At 47.8% G+C, this 20,069-nt stretch carries 15 protein-coding genes and 1 riboswitch; of the genes, 8 read left to right on the top strand and 7 right to left on the bottom strand.

Annotated features, from left to right (window positions below; genetic code table 11):
• Positions 1–365: 365 nt before the first annotated feature.
• Positions 366–490, top strand: a riboswitch (TPP riboswitch).
• 158 nt (positions 491–648) lie between these two features.
• The 6 genes from thiC to thiH are packed head-to-tail and all read left to right on the top strand — an operon-like array spanning position 649 to position 6,171.
• Complete coding sequence (gene thiC / locus PSI22_RS05935; protein WP_273578960.1) at positions 649–2,622, top strand: phosphomethylpyrimidine synthase ThiC; 1,974 nt, start codon at positions 649–651, stop codon at positions 2,620–2,622.
• Positions 2,606–3,280 carry a thiamine phosphate synthase gene (gene thiE / locus PSI22_RS05930; protein WP_273578959.1) on the top strand — a complete coding sequence of 225 codons (675 nt, stop codon included), beginning with the start codon at positions 2,606–2,608 and terminating at the stop codon, positions 3,278–3,280. Before thiC ends, thiE begins: the two co-directional genes overlap by 17 nt.
• Positions 3,274–4,083: a HesA/MoeB/ThiF family protein gene (locus tag PSI22_RS05925; protein ID WP_273578958.1), complete on the top strand. Its 810-nt coding sequence runs from the start codon at positions 3,274–3,276 to the stop codon at positions 4,081–4,083. The genes thiE and PSI22_RS05925 overlap by 7 nt, the downstream gene beginning before the upstream one ends.
• Positions 4,080–4,280 (top strand): sulfur carrier protein ThiS, encoded by a 201-nt coding sequence (gene thiS / locus PSI22_RS05920; RefSeq protein WP_273578957.1) that lies wholly within the window; start codon positions 4,080–4,082, stop codon positions 4,278–4,280. The genes PSI22_RS05925 and thiS overlap by 4 nt, the downstream gene beginning before the upstream one ends.
• Before the next feature lie 2 nt (positions 4,281–4,282).
• Positions 4,283–5,050 (top strand): thiazole synthase, encoded by a 768-nt coding sequence (locus tag PSI22_RS05915; protein WP_046335723.1) that lies wholly within the window; start codon positions 4,283–4,285, stop codon positions 5,048–5,050.
• Entirely contained in the window at positions 5,047–6,171 is a 1,125-nt protein-coding gene (thiH, locus tag PSI22_RS05910; RefSeq protein WP_273578956.1) for a 2-iminoacetate synthase ThiH, read from the top strand. Before PSI22_RS05915 ends, thiH begins: the two co-directional genes overlap by 4 nt.
• Before the next feature lie 151 nt (positions 6,172–6,322).
• On the opposite strand, the gene PSI22_RS05905 is transcribed toward thiH, so the two are convergent.
• The 6 genes from PSI22_RS05905 to malT all read right to left on the bottom strand — a co-directional run bounded on the left by PSI22_RS05905 (position 6,323) and on the right by malT (position 14,132).
• Positions 6,323–6,919 (bottom strand): DUF1349 domain-containing protein, encoded by a 597-nt coding sequence (locus tag PSI22_RS05905; protein WP_273578955.1) that lies wholly within the window; start codon positions 6,917–6,919, stop codon positions 6,323–6,325.
• 14 nt (positions 6,920–6,933) lie between these two features.
• A complete protein-coding gene (locus PSI22_RS05900) occupies positions 6,934–8,091 on the bottom strand; it encodes an MFS transporter (protein ID WP_442316495.1) in 1,158 nt (385 codons plus the stop codon).
• Between the two features lie 138 nt (positions 8,092–8,229).
• Positions 8,230–8,874: an HAD family hydrolase gene (locus tag PSI22_RS05895; protein ID WP_273578953.1), complete on the bottom strand. Its 645-nt coding sequence runs from the start codon at positions 8,872–8,874 to the stop codon at positions 8,230–8,232.
• A gap of 13 nt (positions 8,875–8,887) precedes the next feature.
• Entirely contained in the window at positions 8,888–9,949 is a 1,062-nt protein-coding gene (locus PSI22_RS05890; RefSeq protein ID WP_273578952.1) for a zinc-dependent alcohol dehydrogenase, read from the bottom strand.
• Entirely contained in the window at positions 9,949–11,199 is a 1,251-nt protein-coding gene (locus PSI22_RS05885) for a class-III pyridoxal-phosphate-dependent aminotransferase (protein WP_273578951.1), read from the bottom strand. Before PSI22_RS05885 ends, PSI22_RS05890 begins: the two co-directional genes overlap by 1 nt.
• Positions 11,200–11,402: 203 nt before the next feature.
• A complete protein-coding gene (malT, locus tag PSI22_RS05880; RefSeq protein ID WP_273578965.1) occupies positions 11,403–14,132 on the bottom strand; it encodes an HTH-type transcriptional regulator MalT in 2,730 nt (909 codons plus the stop codon).
• Between the two features lie 439 nt (positions 14,133–14,571).
• Here malT and malP point away from each other — a divergent pair, with 439 nt between their 5' ends.
• Positions 14,572–16,980 (top strand): maltodextrin phosphorylase, encoded by a 2,409-nt coding sequence (gene malP / locus PSI22_RS05875; RefSeq protein WP_273578950.1) that lies wholly within the window; start codon positions 14,572–14,574, stop codon positions 16,978–16,980.
• A gap of 8 nt (positions 16,981–16,988) precedes the next feature.
• The gene (malQ, locus tag PSI22_RS05870) at positions 16,989–19,097 is read left to right on the top strand and encodes a 4-alpha-glucanotransferase (protein WP_273578949.1); all 2,109 of its coding nucleotides are present in this window, start codon (positions 16,989–16,991) and stop codon (positions 19,095–19,097) included.
• 69 nt (positions 19,098–19,166) lie between these two features.
• Here malQ and malG read toward each other — a convergent pair whose 3' ends face one another.
• The gene (gene malG / locus PSI22_RS05865) at positions 19,167–20,057 is read right to left on the bottom strand and encodes a maltose ABC transporter permease MalG (RefSeq protein WP_038185383.1); all 891 of its coding nucleotides are present in this window, start codon (positions 20,055–20,057) and stop codon (positions 19,167–19,169) included.
• Positions 20,058–20,069: the final 12 nt, after the last annotated feature.

The raw sequence follows: 20,069 nt of genomic DNA, 5'->3' as shown, positions 1-20,069 counted from the left end.
TATATATTTATAATATATTTAAGTCATTGTTTAATAAAAAAATAACATTCATTGCTATACTCATTTAAATGATGAATAGTGATTTGAATATTCATAACGGAATGGGAGAAAAGCCTTCCCACGCCTGATGATTTAAAGGTACTCACCTAATGTTGCAACATTAGGTGAAAATGCCACAGAAAACATGTCGATGAAATTAACGCCAGCCAACGCCAGATCAATGGCGTTATGAATGGTATTTCAAATGCGGATACAGTGAATGCTGAGTAAACGAATACCCCGTCTACTGACTTGCTAAACCAATCATAAAAACACATAAGTTTTAAGTTGTAGTTTTCACAATCCGCTCTATACTCTGAAGTGTTTTTTTCTTGTCGGAGTGCCTAGCGTTCAACGTATATCACGATGAACACAGGCTGAGACCGTTGATTCGGGATCCGCAGAACCTGATCGGGCTAATACCCGCGAAGGGAACAAGAGTAATCACCCCGTTGACCGTGTATCCGCACTCCTGTACGAATGCTGTTCAGCAATTAATCATTACTCCCTGCGAGCTCCAGACAAGCAATTTTCTCAACTTAAGCCCATTCCACAGGCGATGCTCCCATTCGCATAGTGGACAGGCTATAACACAGTCAGGAATTTGCTATGTCTAATAATACTGTTATCCCAACTACTGATATCATCCCTGCGGCCGATGTCTCGCCAAAAACCCATCCGGCACGGCCACGCAAGGCACAGCGGGATGCAGCACAGGAATTTATCAATTCCGTTCAAGGCATTACCTTCCCCAACTCACGCCGAATTTACCTTGCCGGCTCCCGCAAAGATATTCAGGTTCCGATGCGTGAAATCCAGTTATCACCAACACTGATTGGCGGCACCAATGAAAATCCTCAATTTGAGGAAAACGAACCCGTGCCCATCTATGATACCTCGGGCCCTTATGGTGATCCCGACTCGGTACTGGATGTCCGAGCTGGCTTGGCGAAGATCCGTCAGCCGTGGATCAAAGAGCGTAATGATACCGAGCCAGTTGCTACTCTCAGTTCTGACTTTACCCAGCAGCGCCTTGCGGATGCCGGACTGGATCATCTGCGTTTCAACCAGCTTCCTCATCCACTGAAAGCCAGACAAGGTGAGCGTGTCACTCAATTGCACTATGCACGCCAAGGCATTGTCACACCCGAAATGGAATTTATCGCCCTGCGAGAAAATATGGGGCGTGAACGCATCCGCAGTGAAGTCCTGCTCCAACAGCATCCGGGGCAAAGTTTCGGGGCAAACTTGCCGGACAACATCACGCCAGAGTTTGTCCGTCAGGAAATTGCCGCTGGCCGGGCGATTATTCCCGCCAACATTAATCACCCTGAATCCGAACCGATGATTATCGGCCGCAATTTTTTGGTGAAAGTGAATGCCAACATCGGTAACTCCTCCGTCACATCCTCCATTGAAGAAGAAGTGGAAAAACTGATTTGGTCTACCCGCTGGGGTGCCGATACGGTGATGGATCTCTCTACTGGCCGTTATATCCACGAAACCCGCGAATGGATCTTACGTAACAGCCCTGTGCCTATCGGTACAGTCCCCATTTATCAGGCTCTGGAAAAAGTGAACGGCGTAGCAGAAAACCTGACATGGGAAATGTTCCGCGATACTTTATTGGAACAAGCCGAGCAAGGGGTGGATTATTTCACCATCCACGCAGGCGTCCTGCTGCGTTACGTACCGATGACGGCCAAACGTCTGACCGGCATCGTCTCCCGCGGCGGTTCCATCATGGCAAAATGGTGTCTCTCCCATCATCAGGAAAGCTTCCTCTATACCCATTTCCGCGAAATTTGTGAAATTTGCGCCGCCTATGACGTTTCTCTGTCTTTGGGAGATGGACTGCGCCCCGGCTCAATTCAGGATGCCAATGACGAAGCGCAGTTTGCCGAACTGCATACCCTCGGCGAGCTGACCAAAATTGCCTGGGAGTACGATGTTCAGGTGATGATCGAAGGGCCGGGACATATCCCGATGCAATTAATCCGCCGCAATATGACGGAAGAATTGGAACATTGCCACGAAGCGCCATTCTATACGCTGGGGCCACTGACAACCGATATCGCTCCCGGTTATGACCATTTCACCTCCGGCATCGGTGCAGCCATGATAGGCTGGTTTGGTTGTGCGATGCTGTGCTACGTCACGCCAAAAGAGCACCTTGGTCTCCCCAACAAAGACGACGTAAAGCAAGGTCTGATCACGTATAAAATCTCGGCACATGCGGCAGATCTCGCCAAAGGCCATCCCGGAGCACAAATCCGCGACAACGCCATGTCAAAAGCCCGTTTTGAATTCCGCTGGGAAGATCAATTCAATCTGGCACTTGATCCTGAAACCGCCCGCGCCTATCACGATGAAACCCTGCCACAGCAATCCGGCAAAGTTGCTCACTTTTGTTCTATGTGTGGGCCAAAATTCTGCTCCATGAAAATCACGCAGGACGTGCGCGATTATGCAGCAAAACTGGAACAGGAAGCAGGCATGGAACAGATGTCAGAAGAATTCCTCGCTCATGGCAGCGAGCTGTATCACAGTGCTGAGGACATTAGCGATGAAAAATCAGCCTGAATCCTCATCAATTCCACAAACCCCTTTTGCCCCAACCGTGCACCGTTTGGGGCTTTATCCCGTCGTGGATTCCCTGACGTGGATTGAACGGCTACTGAAAACGGGCATCAGAACCCTGCAACTACGCATCAAAGATCTCCCCGAAGATCAGGTAGAAGAGGATATCCAATCCGCCATTGTATTGGGCCGCCAATACAATGCCCGCCTATTCATCAACGATTACTGGGATCTGGCCATCAAACATCACGCCTATGGTGTGCACTTGGGGCAGGAAGATCTCGATATCGCGGATCTCAATGCCATCCGGCAAGCAGGGCTGCGTCTGGGCATTTCCACCCATGACGAACATGAGCTGGCACGGGCAAAAGCCCTGAGGCCTTCCTATATCGCACTGGGTCATATTTTCCCCACCACGACGAAAGAGATGCCTTCAAAGCCGCAAGGACTTTCGGCATTGAAGCATCAAGTGGAAATAACCCCGGAATATCCCACCGTTGCCATCGGTGGGATTTCACTGGATCGCGTGCCTGATGTCGTTGCAACAGGAGTGGGTGGCGTAGCATTGGTCAGCGCCATTACTAAAGCCAAAGATTGGCGGCAGGCAACTGACAGATTACTTCATTTGATTGAAGGAAATGATCGGAGGCTCTTATGTTAAACGACCAAGAATTTATGCGGTACAGCCGTCAATTGCTGTTGGAAGATATCGGCCCTGATGGACAGGAAAAATTAAAAGCAGGAAAAGTACTGATTGTCGGATTGGGTGGATTAGGTTCACCCGCGGCACTCTATCTTGCAGCGGCAGGCGTAGGCCATCTTTATCTGGCAGATGATGATATGTTGCATGTCTCAAACCTGCAACGCCAGATCCTCTATCGCACAGCAGATATTCCCGCAGAAAAGGCGGTTTTGGCGGCGAAGCAACTGACTGCCCTGAATCCGCTGGTCAAAGTCACCGTGCTGACCGAGCGGCAAGATCGTGAATCACTGGAAAATCTCGTCCGTCAGGTCGATCTAGTACTGGATTGCTGCGATAACATGGCGACTCGTCATGCTATCAATGCCGCCTGTATTGCAGAAAATAAACCGCTGATCAGCGGTAGTGCCGTGGGTTTCAGTGGACAGCTTATCGTATTCGAACCTCCTTATTTGCACGGATGTTATGCCTGTCTCTATCCTGATCAGGAAGAGCCGCATCGCAACTGTCGTACAGCCGGTGTTTTAGGGCCGGTCGTCGGGGTGATCGGCACGTTGCAATCATTGGAGGCAATCAAAATGCTGGTGGGCCTTCCCTCCTCCCTGAGCGGAAAACTACGACTGTTTGATGGCAGACAGCAGAGTTGGAGCACGTTACAGCTAACATCATCATCGCAGTGTCCTGTGTGCGGAACCCATGCTTCAAAGCCTGATAGCGCAGAGACCGTTTCAAGGAAAACACGCTCGGGAAAAGAAATCGCATGAACATTATTGTCAATGATCAACCGATCACACTGAGTACGCCGATGACGGTGCAACAGTTACTCGAACATGTACAACGCTCCCAATCAGGCACCGCTTTGGCCATTAATCAAACCATTATTCCGCGCTCAGAGTGGAATACCCATCAGATTAATGACGGAGATAATATCCTGCTGTTTCAAGCCATTGCCGGAGGTTAATTATGTTAAAAATCGCTGATACTCTCTTTCATTCCCGCCTGTTTACGGGAACAGGCAAATTCGCCAATGCAAATTTGATGATCGAGTCGATACGTGCCTCTGGTAGCCAATTGGTCACTATGGCGATGAAGCGCATCGACCTGCATGGCAATGACGATGGCATTCTCGCCCCACTGCAACAGTTAGGCGTTAAGTTACTGCCCAATACCTCTGGGGCAAAAACAGCGGAAGAAGCGGTGTTTGCCGCTCGCCTGGCACGGGAAGCCCTGGGAACTCACTGGATCAAGTTGGAAATCCATCCCGATGTAAAATATCTTTTGCCCGACCCAATCGAAACGCTGAAAGCTGCCGGGCAGTTGGTAAAAGAAGGGTTCATTGTTCTGCCCTATTGCGGCGCTGATCCTGTCCTGTGCCGCCGTCTGGAAGAAGTCGGCTGTGCTGCCGTGATGCCATTAGGCGCTCCCATTGGCTCAAACAAGGGGCTGCTGACGCGGGATTTTCTGCAAATGATCATCGAACAGTCCAACGTGCCTGTCGTCGTAGATGCCGGAATCGGAGCGCCAAGCCATGCACTGGCCGCTATCGAAATGGGTGCTGATGCGGTACTGGTCAATACTGCCATCGCCGTTGCCCGCAATCCCATCAAAATGGCACAGGCATTCAAGACGGCGATTGAAGCCGGCGAACTTTCTCATCAGGCTGGTGTGGCAAGCCAGAAATCACATGCAGAAGCTTCCAGCCCACTGACCGATTTTCTGGGGGCGTTATGACTGATCATACATTTCGCCAGCGCTGGCAGCAGTTGGATTGGGATGACATAACACTGCGCATCAACAGTAAAACCACGCAGGATGTTGAGCGAGCATTAAACCGCGATCGTCTGGCACTGGATGATTTTATAGCCTTGCTCTCTCCCGCAGCCCTGTCTTACCTTGAGCCGCTCGCCCAACGTGCTCAACAACTCACGCGCCAACGATTCGGCAATACCGTGGGATTTTATATCCCACTCTATCTTTCCAATCTGTGCGCTAATGACTGCACCTATTGTGGTTTTTCCATGAGTAATCACATCAGACGCAAGACACTCAATGAACAGGAAATTGAAGCTGAATGCCAAGCCATCAAAAAACTGGGGTTTGAACATATCCTGTTGGTCACGGGAGAACACCAGAGCAAAGTTGGCATGGATTATTTCCGTCGCTATCTCCCCATTATCCGCAGCCAGTTCAGTTCTATCACAATGGAAGTCCAGCCATTGGCACAGGAAGAATACGCTGAACTGAAAACGCTGGGGTTGGATGGCGTGATGGTCTATCAGGAAACCTATCATGCCCCCAGTTATCAACTGCACCATCTGAAAGGAAAAAAACAGGATTTTCACTGGCGGCTGGAAACCCCGGAACGCCTGGGACGCGCAGGTATCGACAAAATCGGGCTAGGTGCATTGATCGGGCTGTCCCCTAGCTGGCGTACCGATTGTTATATAGTGGCAGAGCACCTGCTTTTCCTGCAAAAACAATTCTGGAAAAGCCGTTACTCTATTTCCTTTCCAAGATTGCGCCCCTGCGCAGGAGGCATAGAACCGGCTTCCCTGATGAGTGAAGCTGAACTGGTACAACTCATTTGTGCATTTCGCCTGTTGGCACCGGATGTGGAACTTTCCCTATCCACCCGTGAATCACCGTTCTTCCGCGATCACGTTATACCGCTGGCAATCAATCATGTCAGTGCCGGTTCCAAAACCCAGCCGGGGGGTTATGCCGACGATCATCACGAACTGGAACAATTTGCGCCTCATGATAATCGCTCAGTTGTTCAGGTTGCCGCAGCACTGGTGAAATCAGGTTTGCAGCCAGTCTGGAAAGACTGGGATAATTATCTGGGACGTTAGTTTCGTTTCTTAGAGCCCATATGATTAGGCTCTCCATTTTATATCTATATACGATGAAAACTGCCCTGTTTTTCAGTTGACAGAATCCTTGATGAAATCTGGCTTGTCACTGGTTTGAAAAGCAAGGGCAGTTTTGGGATTGCCATTTTTTCTAACTCAAATCATGCAGGTGTCTATTCAGCGATGATTTCAAACTAAAATCGGAGAACTTTACCTGCAACCCTTCTCGTTCCGGCGAACAACACATTGCTCCGACAAAAATCCGCTGACTGTCAACAGCAAAAGGCGATAACCGCAGTAACGGCCATTTCACCCCATCAGTGGAATATTGCAGTCTGATCACTCCTTCACCATAAGTCAGCCTTAACCAGAACTTATCAGGATTACCCGGAAAGACGCCCATCGCCCAGTCAGAGCAAGAATTCGTTAGCACACTGCCGATCGTCGCCTGCCCATCAGCATGCTCAACACCGGCTTTTAACCAATGTTGCTCATCCACCAGCAGCATAATGCCAGCCTGATCGTATAAATGTTCAAAACATCCTTCGATACAAAGCTGGAAGGTAAAACCCGCTTCAATATGAACATCATCAACATAGCGACCAAAAACATGGCCGCTATGACGCTGAAAGCCATACCATGTATCACGCCAAAAATCAGTTTTAGTATCCGTCGTTACATGGAGTGCATCTTCTTGATGCTTCCACGAGGCAGGCTCATTAAGCCAATGGCAGTGCTGCAAATTCATCAATAGTTAACCTGTTATTTTCTGGCGGGATGAATCAATCCATAGCCCGCTAACAATATAAGAGAAAGCAAAGCAATACAGGCAAAAGCGCCATGCAATGTGACCTGATGGGCCAAACCCCCGATAATTGCAGGCCCTAGCAGGATACCCGAATATCCCATCGTCGAGACGGCGGAAACTGCCTGAGAATCAGGCATGACTTTCTGCTGCCCTGAAGCGGTGAAAAACATCGGAGCCAGATTGGATAAACCCGCTCCTATCATCAGGAAAGAAATACCCAATACAATCATGCTGGATGCCAGATAGATCAGGACAAAACCCGAAGTAGCCAAAATTGCACTTGCCAGAAAAACCCGCCGGTATCCAAACATCGAGATAATTTTATCGCCCAAAAAGCGACCGCATGTCATGGTAATGGCGAAAAGCGTGTAACCAAACCCCGCCTGGTGGCTATCCATATTATGGACACTACTCAGCAAGATCCCGCTCCAATCCAACATGGAGCCTTCCATCAGATAAACGACAAAGCAAAGAAAACCGAGCAGGATCACAATACCACGAGGCAAGGCAAAAGATGGGGTATTACCCGTTTCTGTGTGATCCAATAATCCGTTCCATGCTGGCAGCAACAATAGAATAATGAATAATGCCACTGCGGACATGACCTGAAATGGGGATATTCCCATCAACAACAGTAAACTGACTGACCCAGCACCCGCAATTCCGCCCAGACTGAACAACGCATGAAAACCGGACATAATTGGCTGCTGCACCATTTTCTCAACATTGACTGCATGAATATTGATCACCACATCCGTCGCGCCAATCCCCACGCCGAACATAAACAGCGCACAAGCTAGTGCCCAAGGGGTTGGCAATATACTTAACCCCGGCAGCATCAAAATTGCCAGCAGGGCAAACAGGGGAAAAATTTTCCTACAACCGAAACGGCTGGCCAGCATCCCCGCCAAAGGCATCGTGATAAAGGAACCAATGCCAAATACCAGTATGAGCAACCCCATGGCACCATCATCAAGTGCAAATCTCTCCTTAACCAAAGGAATAAGAGGTGCCCAAGCTGCCATACTGAATCCGGCAATAAAAAAAGCGAGCCGTGTCGCAATGATCGGCTGCTTTATCGAAGAAACTGCATATTCCTCAGACAACTTAATTCCTCCATAACCCTGTTCTCTAGAACTATCTTTTCTAGAACCCTCTGTTCCAAAACAATGTACTCTGACGCACAATCATGCCCTCCACAGGTTTTGCTGGAGGGCATCAATATTGCTTACATTGCTATTGCACTTACATTAGCATCCCGCTGACAGCAGATTTATCCCAGAAAATTGCGGAATATCCGTCAATTCACCAATAATGCAAGTCGCCTGCCCGTACTGTTCAGCCACCGACAAATCATGAGGCCAAGCATATACCCACGGGATCCCTGCTTGTTTTGCTGCTGCGATCCCCAGATCCGTATCTTCAATCACCAAAGTCTGCTGAACATCCATCCTTTTCAGCTTTAGCATGGCAAGGTAGGGATCAGGAAAAGGTTTAGTTCTTTCAACATCATCACCGGAAATCAAGACAGGTTCATCAAACAAACCCAGTAACCCCAAATTCGCCAGACAAACGGCACGCGGTGCGGTGGAAACAAACCCAAAAGCAATGTCATTTTGCTGTAAGGCCGCTATGAGACGAGTCACCCCCGGACGTAGATAATGTGCAGATAACTTTTCCTGATAAACCGAGATAATCTTGTCGGTAATGCCTTGCTGTTCGGGTAATGGAACACCAATTTCACTCAGTGTTTCCGCCAGACTCAAACCAATCAATTGCTGTGGCTGAATATCACGCGTGTGATCAGGTGCCAGTTCACACAACACATCAAAATGCAGTTGTTCACTATCGACAATGACCCCATCGATATCAAAAATGACATTGAATTTATCCATCAGAAATATTCCATTACTTAAAGTCAGCCAAACGGATCAATATCTTGCAGTTTGGTGTATTGAGCGGTACTTGAGCTTTCGCGGCAATATCACAGCCCACGGTGAGAAAAGCCTGCTGATAATCCTCAAAATCAAAGATCTGACTAATCAGGCGTTCAGCGGGGATCACACCATCCCGGATCATGGCGTAAGCACGCTCAAAACTGTTGTTCAAGGAGTCAATCGAACCGATGACAGAAAGACTTTTGTCGGCAATTTTCAGAATATCAAGATTGGCATGTTTGTCTTTTAAAGCGACATTCAGCAACTTACCGCCTGCGGCTAAATGGTCGAAAACATATTCGGTCAGTTGTCCCGTGGTATCTACACATAAATCGATCAGGGCTGATTTATCACCGTATTCCTGCGTCAACGCTTCATCAAAATCGGTATATAACCGACATTCTGCCGGCAGGTTGTTGATAGCAAACTGCACACGACTCGGGTTTTTCTCGATCATGAATGCCTTAACACCCCGTTCATGCAACGCCCAAAGATACAGCATTCCCATAGGGCCAGCCCCGGCTACAACGGCCCGAATATTGGTATGGGTGATCCCCAGTTTATCCACTCCCGTCAGTGTGCAGCTCAAAGGTTCAGTCAACGAAGCCGCTTCCATACTAACATGATCATCAAGCTTGATCAGCGAGCTTTCTTTCGCCAAATACTGCTCGGCAAATGCCCCATCGTAAGAAACCCCCGCTTCCGTCCCTAATTTTTTCTCACAGTGATTAGGATTACCTGTCTGACACATCCTGCAATGTCCACAGGAGTAAGTCGGGTTGATAACAACACGATCGCCAATCTGAAAGCGGGTAACATGACTGCCGACTTGCGTCACCACTCCCGTGGTCTCATGCCCCAATGTGGTTCCCGGCACCGCTACAGGATAAGAACCAGTAATGATTCCTATATCTGTGCCGCAAATCCCACATACTGCAATATCGACTACCACATCATCCGATTCAATGCAGTGCAAGGGTTCAACTTGCTGAATCTGGACATTCCATACTTGGTTGAATTTCAGGGCTTTCATTATGCAACCTCTCTGTGCTTCGGTGCAGAAACCGTCAATTCAGCGAATGCCAGATCCAGTTTATGGAGAATTTCATGTAAGTGTTCCTGTGTACAAACCAAAGGAGGACGTACCTTAAGCGCCCGCCCTTTGCCATAACGGGAGCCGCGCAGGATCAATCGGTGACGGCTGGCGGTTTCAATCACCTGTGCCGCAAATTCTGGGGTTGGAGTATCAAAACCGAACATGTAGCCCATACCTCTGACTCCCGTGATTTCAGGGTATTTATGCTGTAAGGCCAACAATCCATCACGCAGGAAAGCCTCGTTCTGCTGCACATTTTCCAGAATGGAATCATCTTCAATAATATCAATGATTTCGTTAAGAGCGACTAAAGACAAGGGATTAGCACCGGAAGTACTGGAATGCTCAAATGATTCCAACACATCCAGCGAGCTGCGCATTAGCACACCACCAGTCGGAATACCAACACCCCCTGCCCCTTTCGCAAATACAATGATATCTGGCTCTAATTCCTTGGCATAACCTGTCGACGCAAAGAAAGTTCCGGTACGGCCAAACCCTGTCTGTACTTCATCCGCAATAATGATGATGCCGTGCTGGTGGCAGATTTCCCTGATTTTGCGATAGAACTCCACGGGGAAAACGGTGTTGCCGCCATTGCCCTGAATCGGTTCAATAATCAGACATGCGATATTGTCACTGGAACCCAACTGAATAAACTGTTCCAGATCGGCATATTGGCTCTCTTTCTCATTCGAGTCAGGTTCTGCCATGACACTGGCAGGTGCTGGAATTTTTATCGAACCATCAATACTGATATGGAAGTCTTTAATCCTGAACGCATTGCCGGAGATCTGCGCGGTTGCAAGAGACTGGCCGTGGTGGGCAAGAAAGAACGAGATAATGCCGGAGCGTCCTGTGGCTTTTTGGGCGATACGAATGGCACCTTCAACAGCTCCAGAACCGGAAACATCCCGCAGCCACATTCTGTCAATGCCTTTTGGTGTATGTTTCACCAATTTGGTCAAAATATACTGTGACATTTCTCGCGTATAAGCAGAACTTAAATGCGTACATCTATCAATCTGTTGCTTGAGTTTTTCCGCAACTCTGTGGTTAGTGTAACCAAGCGGCAAATTAAACGTACCTGATGCCGCATCAATATGCTTTTCGCCATCGATTTCCAAATAAGGACCGTGACCAACAAAACGGGAAAGCATATCGTCAAGATGATTTCTATTTTCCATAATTACTAACCACCATTAGTTATTTTTAACAATTACAAACGTACCAAATGTAATGGGATTAGCTTAGACCCATTCAAACGTGATATCTATCACATAAAGCCCATAAAAAAATATAAAGTTATTTTAAAAATTAATTTATATTTTAATTGCATATAACTTAGTATTAATATTTATTTATGTTATTAGCAAAATTATTACTAAACTCAAATATTCATTGATTCAACACTCAATCCCATCATTTGCATCAAATGTTGAGCCTGTTGAATAGCATCCTGCCGGTGGGTAATGCCCATTTTCTGATACAGATTACGGATATGCGTTTTGATCGTGGTCGCGGCGACCTCCAGTTCTGCGGCAATTTGATCGTTACTGTAGCCGGAATAAATCAACCCCAATACCTGCCATTCACGCTGAGTCAGCGGGCTATTGCGGATAAGTTCCGGTACATCAGGGTGTGTAAGAAGCTGCTCAACAAACGTTTCATCAAAATGGGCAAATTTATGCCGATGCTGGCGATTAATTTCCCGCAGGATACGCTGGGCACGGTGTTGCTCAAGTTCAGGCAGAATATTGAGCTGAATAAGCTGGCGCAATTGTTGAGCCATCAACTCACCTTCAAGCACAAAGTGACTAATAAATCCCGTGCGGTTAGCCAAACTCAGGGCTTCCATCAAAACAGCCTGTGCTTCAGCCTTGTACCCAAGCTGCCAGTACAACAGATTGCACAGCAACAGGTTGCGGTTCAAATCGCTTATCAGCAGCAATTCCCTTGCGTACTTATTCAGCGTCCTCAAGATGGATTCCGCTTCCTCATACTGACCAAGCAGGATCTGTGCACGGGCGATATTGCGCCATTGATTCTGATTGAAATGGTTATTGAAGCTTTCTGGCCGTTCCGCCTGTACCAACCACTGAGTCGCCGAGCCGCTATCTTCCAAATTCTGCCAGATAATGACGCGTAGCTTGTCGGTATTGGTTCGCCAGTCACGATGATAATGCCCGTTATTCAACAGATTTTCGCAGCGGGACAGGTAACGGCGGGCATTATCAATATCCCCTCGGATCAAAGAACATTTCGCCAGTTGGGTCAGGCATTGTAATTGCTGCTGAGGCTGGACGCTGGACAACACTTCCAGGCCTCGACGCGCCGCTTCTTCAGATTCGTCTATCCGCGCCCAACACCACAAAAGCTGTGAACGAATGCGTAACAGGAATTCGTGCATTGGCAACTGTTCTAAATGCTGCTCACGAATCAAATCAAAAGCGTGGTTTTGAATTTCATAGGCCGCCTGCAAATAACCCTGAGCCAATAAGATCTCACTTTGCTGCAACAACGCCCACAAAGCATAGTGATAAACATGGCAGCGTCGGGCAAGTTGCTCCGTTTGCTTCATCAATGCCAATGCATGGGACAATTCCCCTTTACAATGCAGAACTTCCCCTTTCACCGACATCGCAACAATCCGGCCATATTCATTGTCGGGCAAAAGGGCTGCCAGAGCCTTCTCAGCCAGCGTATCAGCATCGTCCGGCCGGCCATCGTTAATCGCAACTTGGGCACGCAGGGCATCAAATTCTGCCAGCAATTCCGGCTCAATAATGATTTGTTTCTGCTTCAGCGACTGTTCTGTCTGATTCAATAAAGCATTTACTTCATAATAACGATGCTGACTTTGTGCCAGCCATGCCTGTAACAGTACCAGACGCGGATTTTCCAGTAATTGCTCATATGGCAGTGCATTCATGCACTCTTCCAATAGTGACAGCTTGCTGTGGTTAAACAGATCCCAAGCATGTTGCAGCAAAATATCACGCAACAGTACGGTATCTCCGGCAGCCAGCGCATGGTGAATGGCTTCCCCCGGAAACCCCTGCATCAACCAGCCTTCTGCCGCAGCCCTGTGCAATTCTGGCAATTTCGCTGCCATTTCCCACTGGCATCGTTGGCGCAGAAATGAGGCAAACAGAGGATGAAAACAGAACCATTCGCCAGAATCATCCATACGTTGGATAAACAGCCCCTGACGTTCAATATCCTCAAGGCGTTGCTGGCCGTTATCCTCTCCCGTCAGACAAACAATCAGGCCATCATTCATCGAGCGCAGGATAGAACTGCGCAGCAGGAAATCCCGCGTAGCCTGATCCACACGATTTAAAACCTCATCCACAAGATAATCTGCGAGATGGCTGGCATTGATCCCCGAAAGGCGTTTTGCCGACATTTCCGCCGTATTGCCTGATTGACGGGCAGAAAGGGCAATAAGCTGCAAGGCTGTCGCCCAACCCGCGACGTCATTGCATAACTGTTTGCAATTATCCGCACCCAGTGGGCTGGCCAGCCTTTTATCAAAAAACTGCTGGGTTTCCTGATAATCGAAGGCCAATTGCTGGCTATCGAACTCCAATAACTGTTCACGCACACGTAGGTTAGCCACACCCAACGATGGCAAATGACGGGATAGTATTGTCAAAGTCAGATTTTCAGGCTGGTGACGGAGGAAAAAGCGCATGGCTTCATGAATGAGGTTATTCTCTATCAGGTGATAATCATCAATCACCAGAAAGATCGGCTGTTTCCATTCACTAAGTTCAATAAACAACTGCGCAAACAATGCGGGTAAATTGGCATATTGATGCTTCTGAGCCAGCACGTCACTTTTTACACAATGCCCCTGTGTTGCCTGCTGAATAGCAGCGATCAGGTAGCTGGCAAAACGTTCCGGCTGATTGTCACTGTCATCCAGAGAATACCATCCCAGATTACTCTGTCCGGCAGCCCATTGTGACATCAATGTAGTTTTACCATACCCTGCGGGGCTGGTTATCAATACCAGACGATAGTGCTGTACTTCACTGAGCAGTTCTAACAGACGCTCGCGCATGACCATATTATTAAGGCGAAGGGGGCGACTGAGTTTCGATGGGATAAGCATTGGTTTCTTCCCTTCATAAGCAATGAATAAAACTGATACCAAAACCCTGTTCAATGTTATTGATTCATTTTCACCACTAACATTCATTAATGCCCAACCAAATTGAGAGAAACGCCTATCTTTTGCAAACAGGTTGGTTGATTTCATTGTGTTAAGTTGCACCTTGTCACATTCTTTGCTTACAATTTTTCCTGTTCCCAATGAAATTGCGAAAAGCCTCGAAAAAACGGGGCAAGTGGGAAACTTTTCCTATCAAGTTGTTGGCCAATTTCTTCTGCCACCCGCCTTGCTGTTTATTTAAATACGGCCAATGACTACGCCTTTGCACTCCTCCCTGTGAATGTCCCCGTAGGATGATGTTTACCGCCTCAAGAATCTTCAGCATATCCCGCTAAATAACCTCCATATTTTCCTTATTCAGTGACAGGATGAAGACTCCATGCAACAGCCCAAATTAGATAAAGCCGTCTTTCAGGCCGCGCTTACGCGACAGTGGCAGCGCTTTGGCCTTAGTTCAGCACAGGAAATGACCCCACATCAGTGGTGGCAGGCCATCAGTGCTGCGCTATTAGAATTACTTCCCTCTTCCAGCCAAAACCATACCGATCAGTTTCATAACCCTAAGCGTCATGTGAACTATATTTCGATGGAATTTCTGATAGGCCGCCTGACAGCCAACAATTTGCTGAATCTTGGCTGGTATGACGATGTTCAGGCTTATCTGGCAGAAGATGGACTGACTTTGAGTGACTTACTGGAAGAAGAAGCGGATCCTGCATTGGGCAATGGTGGTCTGGGTCGGCTGGCAGCCTGTTTTCTTGACTCAATGGCGACGATTGATCAACCCGCAACAGGCTATGGCCTTAATTATCAGTATGGCCTGTTCCGGCAATCCTTTGATCAAGGGCTACAAATTGAGGCACCTGATGACTGGAAGCGCGGTTCCTATCCGTGGTTTCGCCATAATGCCCAATTGAAAGTTGACGTAGGTCTTGGCGGGAAAATCGTGATGACAGCCGAAGGTCATGAAACTTGGCTTCCTGCCTTTACCTTGATTGGCGAAGCTTGGGATCTGCCTGTCATTGGCTATGGTAATGGTGTCACACAGCCCCTGCGCCTGTGGCAAGCAACGCACGATAACCCTTTTGATCTGTCACTTTTCAATGACGGGCAGTTTCTGAATGCTGAACAACAGGGCATCGAAGCCACCAGCCTGACCAAAGTGCTTTACCCGAACGATAACCATCAGGCCGGAAAGCGCCTGCGCCTGATGCAGCAATATTTCCAGTGTGCCTGTGCGGTGGCAGATATTCTGCGTCATCATCAGCAGGCTGGCCGCAAGGTGGAAGAATTACCACGCTACGAAGTCATCCAGCTTAACGATACCCACCCGACTATCGCCATCCCTGAAATGATGCGTCTCCTGCTGGATGAGTACCAATTGGATTGGGAAACAGCATGGGAAATTACAGGGCAGACTTTCGCCTATACTAACCATACTTTGCTGCCAGAAGGCTTAGAACGCTGGGATGAGCATCTAGTCAGTGAACTGTTGCCACGTCATCACCGCATCATTCAGGAAATCAACCGTCGCTTCCAGAAAACCGTGGAGCAAACTTGGCCTGGCAATCAACAGGTGTGGGAAAAATTAGCCGTTATTCACGAAAATCAGGTAAGAATGGCTAACCTCTGCGTAGTCGCCTGTTTTGCTGTCAACGGTGTAGCAGCATTGCATTCATCCCTAATCGTGACGGATCTGTTTCCAGAGTATTATCACTTATGGCCGCAAAAATTCCATAACGTAACCAATGGCGTCACACCGCGTCGCTGGTTAAAACAATGCAATCCAGCACTCTCCTCATTGATTGATCAAACCTTGAACCATGAATGGGTTAATGATCTTGAGAGCCTGAAACAGCTCGAACCTTATGCCAACGATACGGCTTTCTGCGAAGCTTATCGCAGCATCAAACAGGAAAATAAAATTCGGTTGTCCAACTACGTCAATAAAGTCATGGGGCTTAAGCTCGATCCCCACGCCATTTTTGACGTACAGATAAAACGTCTGCATGAGTACAAGCGCCAACATTTGAATCTGCTGCACATCCTCTCACTGTATCGACAGATTCAGGAAAATCCATCACTGGATATTCACCCTCGCGTCTTTCTGTTTGGCGCCAAAGCCGCTCCGGGCTACTATCTGGCAAAAAATATTATCTCAGCTATTAACCATGCGGCTGAAAAAATCAATCATGATCCGATCGTCCGTGATCGTATCAAAATTGCCTTTATTCCCGATTACAACGTTTCTACCGCAGAATTGATGATCCCCGCCGCCGATGTCTCAGAACAAATTTCTACTGCGGGTAAAGAAGCCTCCGGTACAGGCAACATGAAACTGGCCTTAAACGGTGCACTGACCATCGGTACGCTGGATGGCGCCAATGTTGAAATCGCCGAACAAGTCGGCAATGACCATATTTTTATCTTCGGGAACAATGTTGAAGAAGCAAAAGCCTTACTGAAAAGTGGCTACAATCCACGGGAGATCCTCCAGCAGAATCCTCATCTACAAGGCATATTGGATGCACTTGCCAGTGGCGAATTCAGTCACGGGAACACGCAGGCATTTGATCTCATGCTGCATAGCCTGCTTGATGGTGGTGATCCTTATTTAGTGCTGGCAGATTTTGACTCCTACTGCCATGCCCATACGCAGATTGATACCTTGTACCGTAACCCTCAACACTGGACACACAGTACTATTCTCAACACTGCCCGCATGGGTAAATTCAGTTCTGACCGAGCTATTCAAGATTACCAACAGCGTATCTGGCAGGCCAAATAAGGTTCATCATGGAAAATAAACACCTCGACAATTTGGCAACAGAGGCTGGCATAGCCGCCGAATATATTAATGCCTACGGGAAACCGCAGGCTATCCCTGCCGAAATTCGGCATCGGATATTGGCAGCCATGTATACAGATCCACCGGCCAATAGGCCGGTTTCTGATTTACCTGTTTTAACCGTGCCTGTGGTTAAAGTGACGACTCAAGGTCAGGCAATCACTTTACCTTTGAACAGTACAGAAAATTATCGGTGGCAAATACAGACAGAGCAAGGAGAGACATTTCAAGGAGACTGCCAATATCAAATCACTCTGCCGACCAACCTCCCTCTGGGCTATCACACACTGACATTAATGCCAGTAAAATCAATATCAGCAAAAGAACCTGATAGCCAACACCCAGTTATGCAGATTATTGTGGCACCAGAACGTTGCTACGAGCCAGAAACACTGATAAATGGCGAAAAACTCTGGGGTGCCTGTATCCAGCTCTATACCTTGCGTTCAGAAAATAACTGGGGAATTGGCGATTTTGGCGATCTAAAATATATGCTGCAAGAACTGACGCAACGGGGTGGCGCATTTATCGGCCTGAATCCACTTCATGCCATGTATCCGGCCATGCCTGAAGACGCCAGTCCCTACAGCCCTTCTTCCCGCCACTGGCTCAATATCATTTATATTGATGTGAACCAGGTAGAAGATTTCACATGCAGTGTTGAAGCTCAAAAATGGTGGCTATTGCCGGAAACTCAACTCAAACTCCAGCATGTCCGCCAAACAGAATTAGTCGATTACACCAGCGTGATGACATTAAAAATAACAGCGCTGCGTCTGGCTTATCAACAGTTCCAAACCCGATCCGCTACAGATCCCCTGCACATTGCTTTTCGACAATTTGTTACCAAAGGTGGTAAAAGCCTTTACTCTCAAGCAGCCTATGATGCTCTGCACCATAAACTCTACGACGAAGACAGCGCTTATTGGGGCTGGCCAGTATGGCCAGAAAAATATCGTGAACCTGATAACGATACGGTGAAAGGATTCTGCCAGTCACATTGGCAGGAAGTGGAGTTTTTCCTCTGGTTACAATGGCTGGCCGATACCCAATTAGCTGGCTGCTTTACCGAAAGCCAGCACAATCATATGCCAATCGGCATTTATCGTGACTTGGCTGTTGGTGTTGCACAAGGCGGCTCAGAAACATGGTGCAACCGAACGGTGTATTGCACCAAGGCATCTATTGGCGCTCCACCGGACATACTCGGCCCACGCGGACAAAACTGGGGCTTACCTCCGATAAACCCCCATGTATTACGAGCCCAAGCCTATCAGCCTTTTATTGAATTACTGCGTAGCAATATGCGCCACTGTGGGGCATTACGTATTGATCACGTTATGTCACTACTCAGACTATGGTGGATACCGCAAGGAGAAACTGCCGATAAAGGGGTTTATGTCCATTATCCAGTTGACGATTTGCTGGCGATACTGGCGCTGGAAAGCCAACGCCATCACTGTATGGTGATTGGCGAAGATTTAGGGATAGTGCCAGAAGAAATTGTCGGGAAATTACATGACCGAGGTGTCTATTCCTATAAGGTGTTCTATTTTGAACGGGATGAGCACGGAGAATTCCGCTCACCCGATGAATACCCCACACAGGCAATGGCAACCATTACTACCCATGATTTACCTACATTACGCGGATTCTGGCAAAACAAGGATTTGATGTTGGGGGAATCAATCGGCTTATACCCAGATAACACTCTACTTGATGGGTTATATGATGAACGCAAGCATTGTAAACAGAAGTTATTGGACGGTTTGAACCATCATGGTTATCTATCTGCATCATTGAGCATGACAGACACGCCAACTCCGATGTCAGCCTCCATCAATCAAAGCATACATCGCTACATTGCCCACAGCACCAGTGCCTTATTGGGATTGCAGCCCGAAGACTGGCTAGATATGGAACTCCCCGTCAATATTCCGGGAACGTCCACAGAGTATCCCAACTGGCGGCGCAAACTAAGCATTACGCTGGAAGCTATGTTCCAAGATGAACATATCAACCAATTACTTCAAACGGTAGGAGAGTACCGAAGGTAAATTCCGTAATCACTTAAACCACCATCGATAGTTGTTCTATCGATGGTGGTGTCGCTTTTTAACTGAACATCACCCCTTCACGCTCCCTGATGTTAACCCACCGACTAACCAGCGCTGTGCAAGCAGGAACATCACTGTGATAGGGATTGCGGAAAGCACCGCTGCAGCAGCAAAATCCCCCCAAAGGGAGTTTTGTGGGTGAAGGTACTGTTGCATTCCTACCGCCAAAGTATAACTGTCTACATCCCGCAACAGCAGTGACGCCACAGGAACTTCGGTTATGACACCAATAAAAGACAGGATAAACACTACCGCCAGTATTGGCACGGAAAGCGGTAATAATATCAAACGGAAAACTTGCCACGATGTCGCCCCATCCAACATTGCGGCTTCTTCCAAAGAACTATCTAGCGTTTCGAAATAACCTTTGATCGTCCATACATGCAGTGCAATTCCTCCCATATAGGCAAAAATCACACTACCGTGAGTATTAAGCCCCATAAATGGAATATAGGCACCTAATCGATCAAAGAGCGCATATAGCGCCACCAGCGAAAGTACCGGAGGGAACATCTGGAAAATCAGCATCCCTTTTAACAAAGTGCTTTTGCCACGAAAGCGCATTCGAGCAAAGGCATAAGCACAGGTCGTTGACAAAGCCACAATCCCCGTAGCCGTAATGAATGCAATTTTTACTGAATTCCACAGCCATTGTATGACGGGGAATGGTGGGGGGGTGACACGTCCATCTGGGGATTCCACGCTATAACCAAGCGCCAGTTTCCAGTGTTCCCATGAAATTGTTTCAGGGATAAGACTACCCGTGGCAAAATTTCCAGGTCGCAAAGAAATAGCAATCACCATCAACATTGGCAATAAAATCAATGCAATAAAAGCCAGCATTAACATATGTGTTGCCCCTACCCGCCACCGTTGTGATTTCGGTTGCACCATCGCCATTACCCGTTCTCC

The organism is Xenorhabdus aichiensis, from assembly GCF_028598775.1.
Lineage (GTDB): Bacteria > Pseudomonadota > Gammaproteobacteria > Enterobacterales > Enterobacteriaceae > Xenorhabdus > Xenorhabdus bovienii.
Note: the sequence above shows the minus strand (reverse complement) of the source record. Positions and strands in the feature narration are given on the sequence as shown.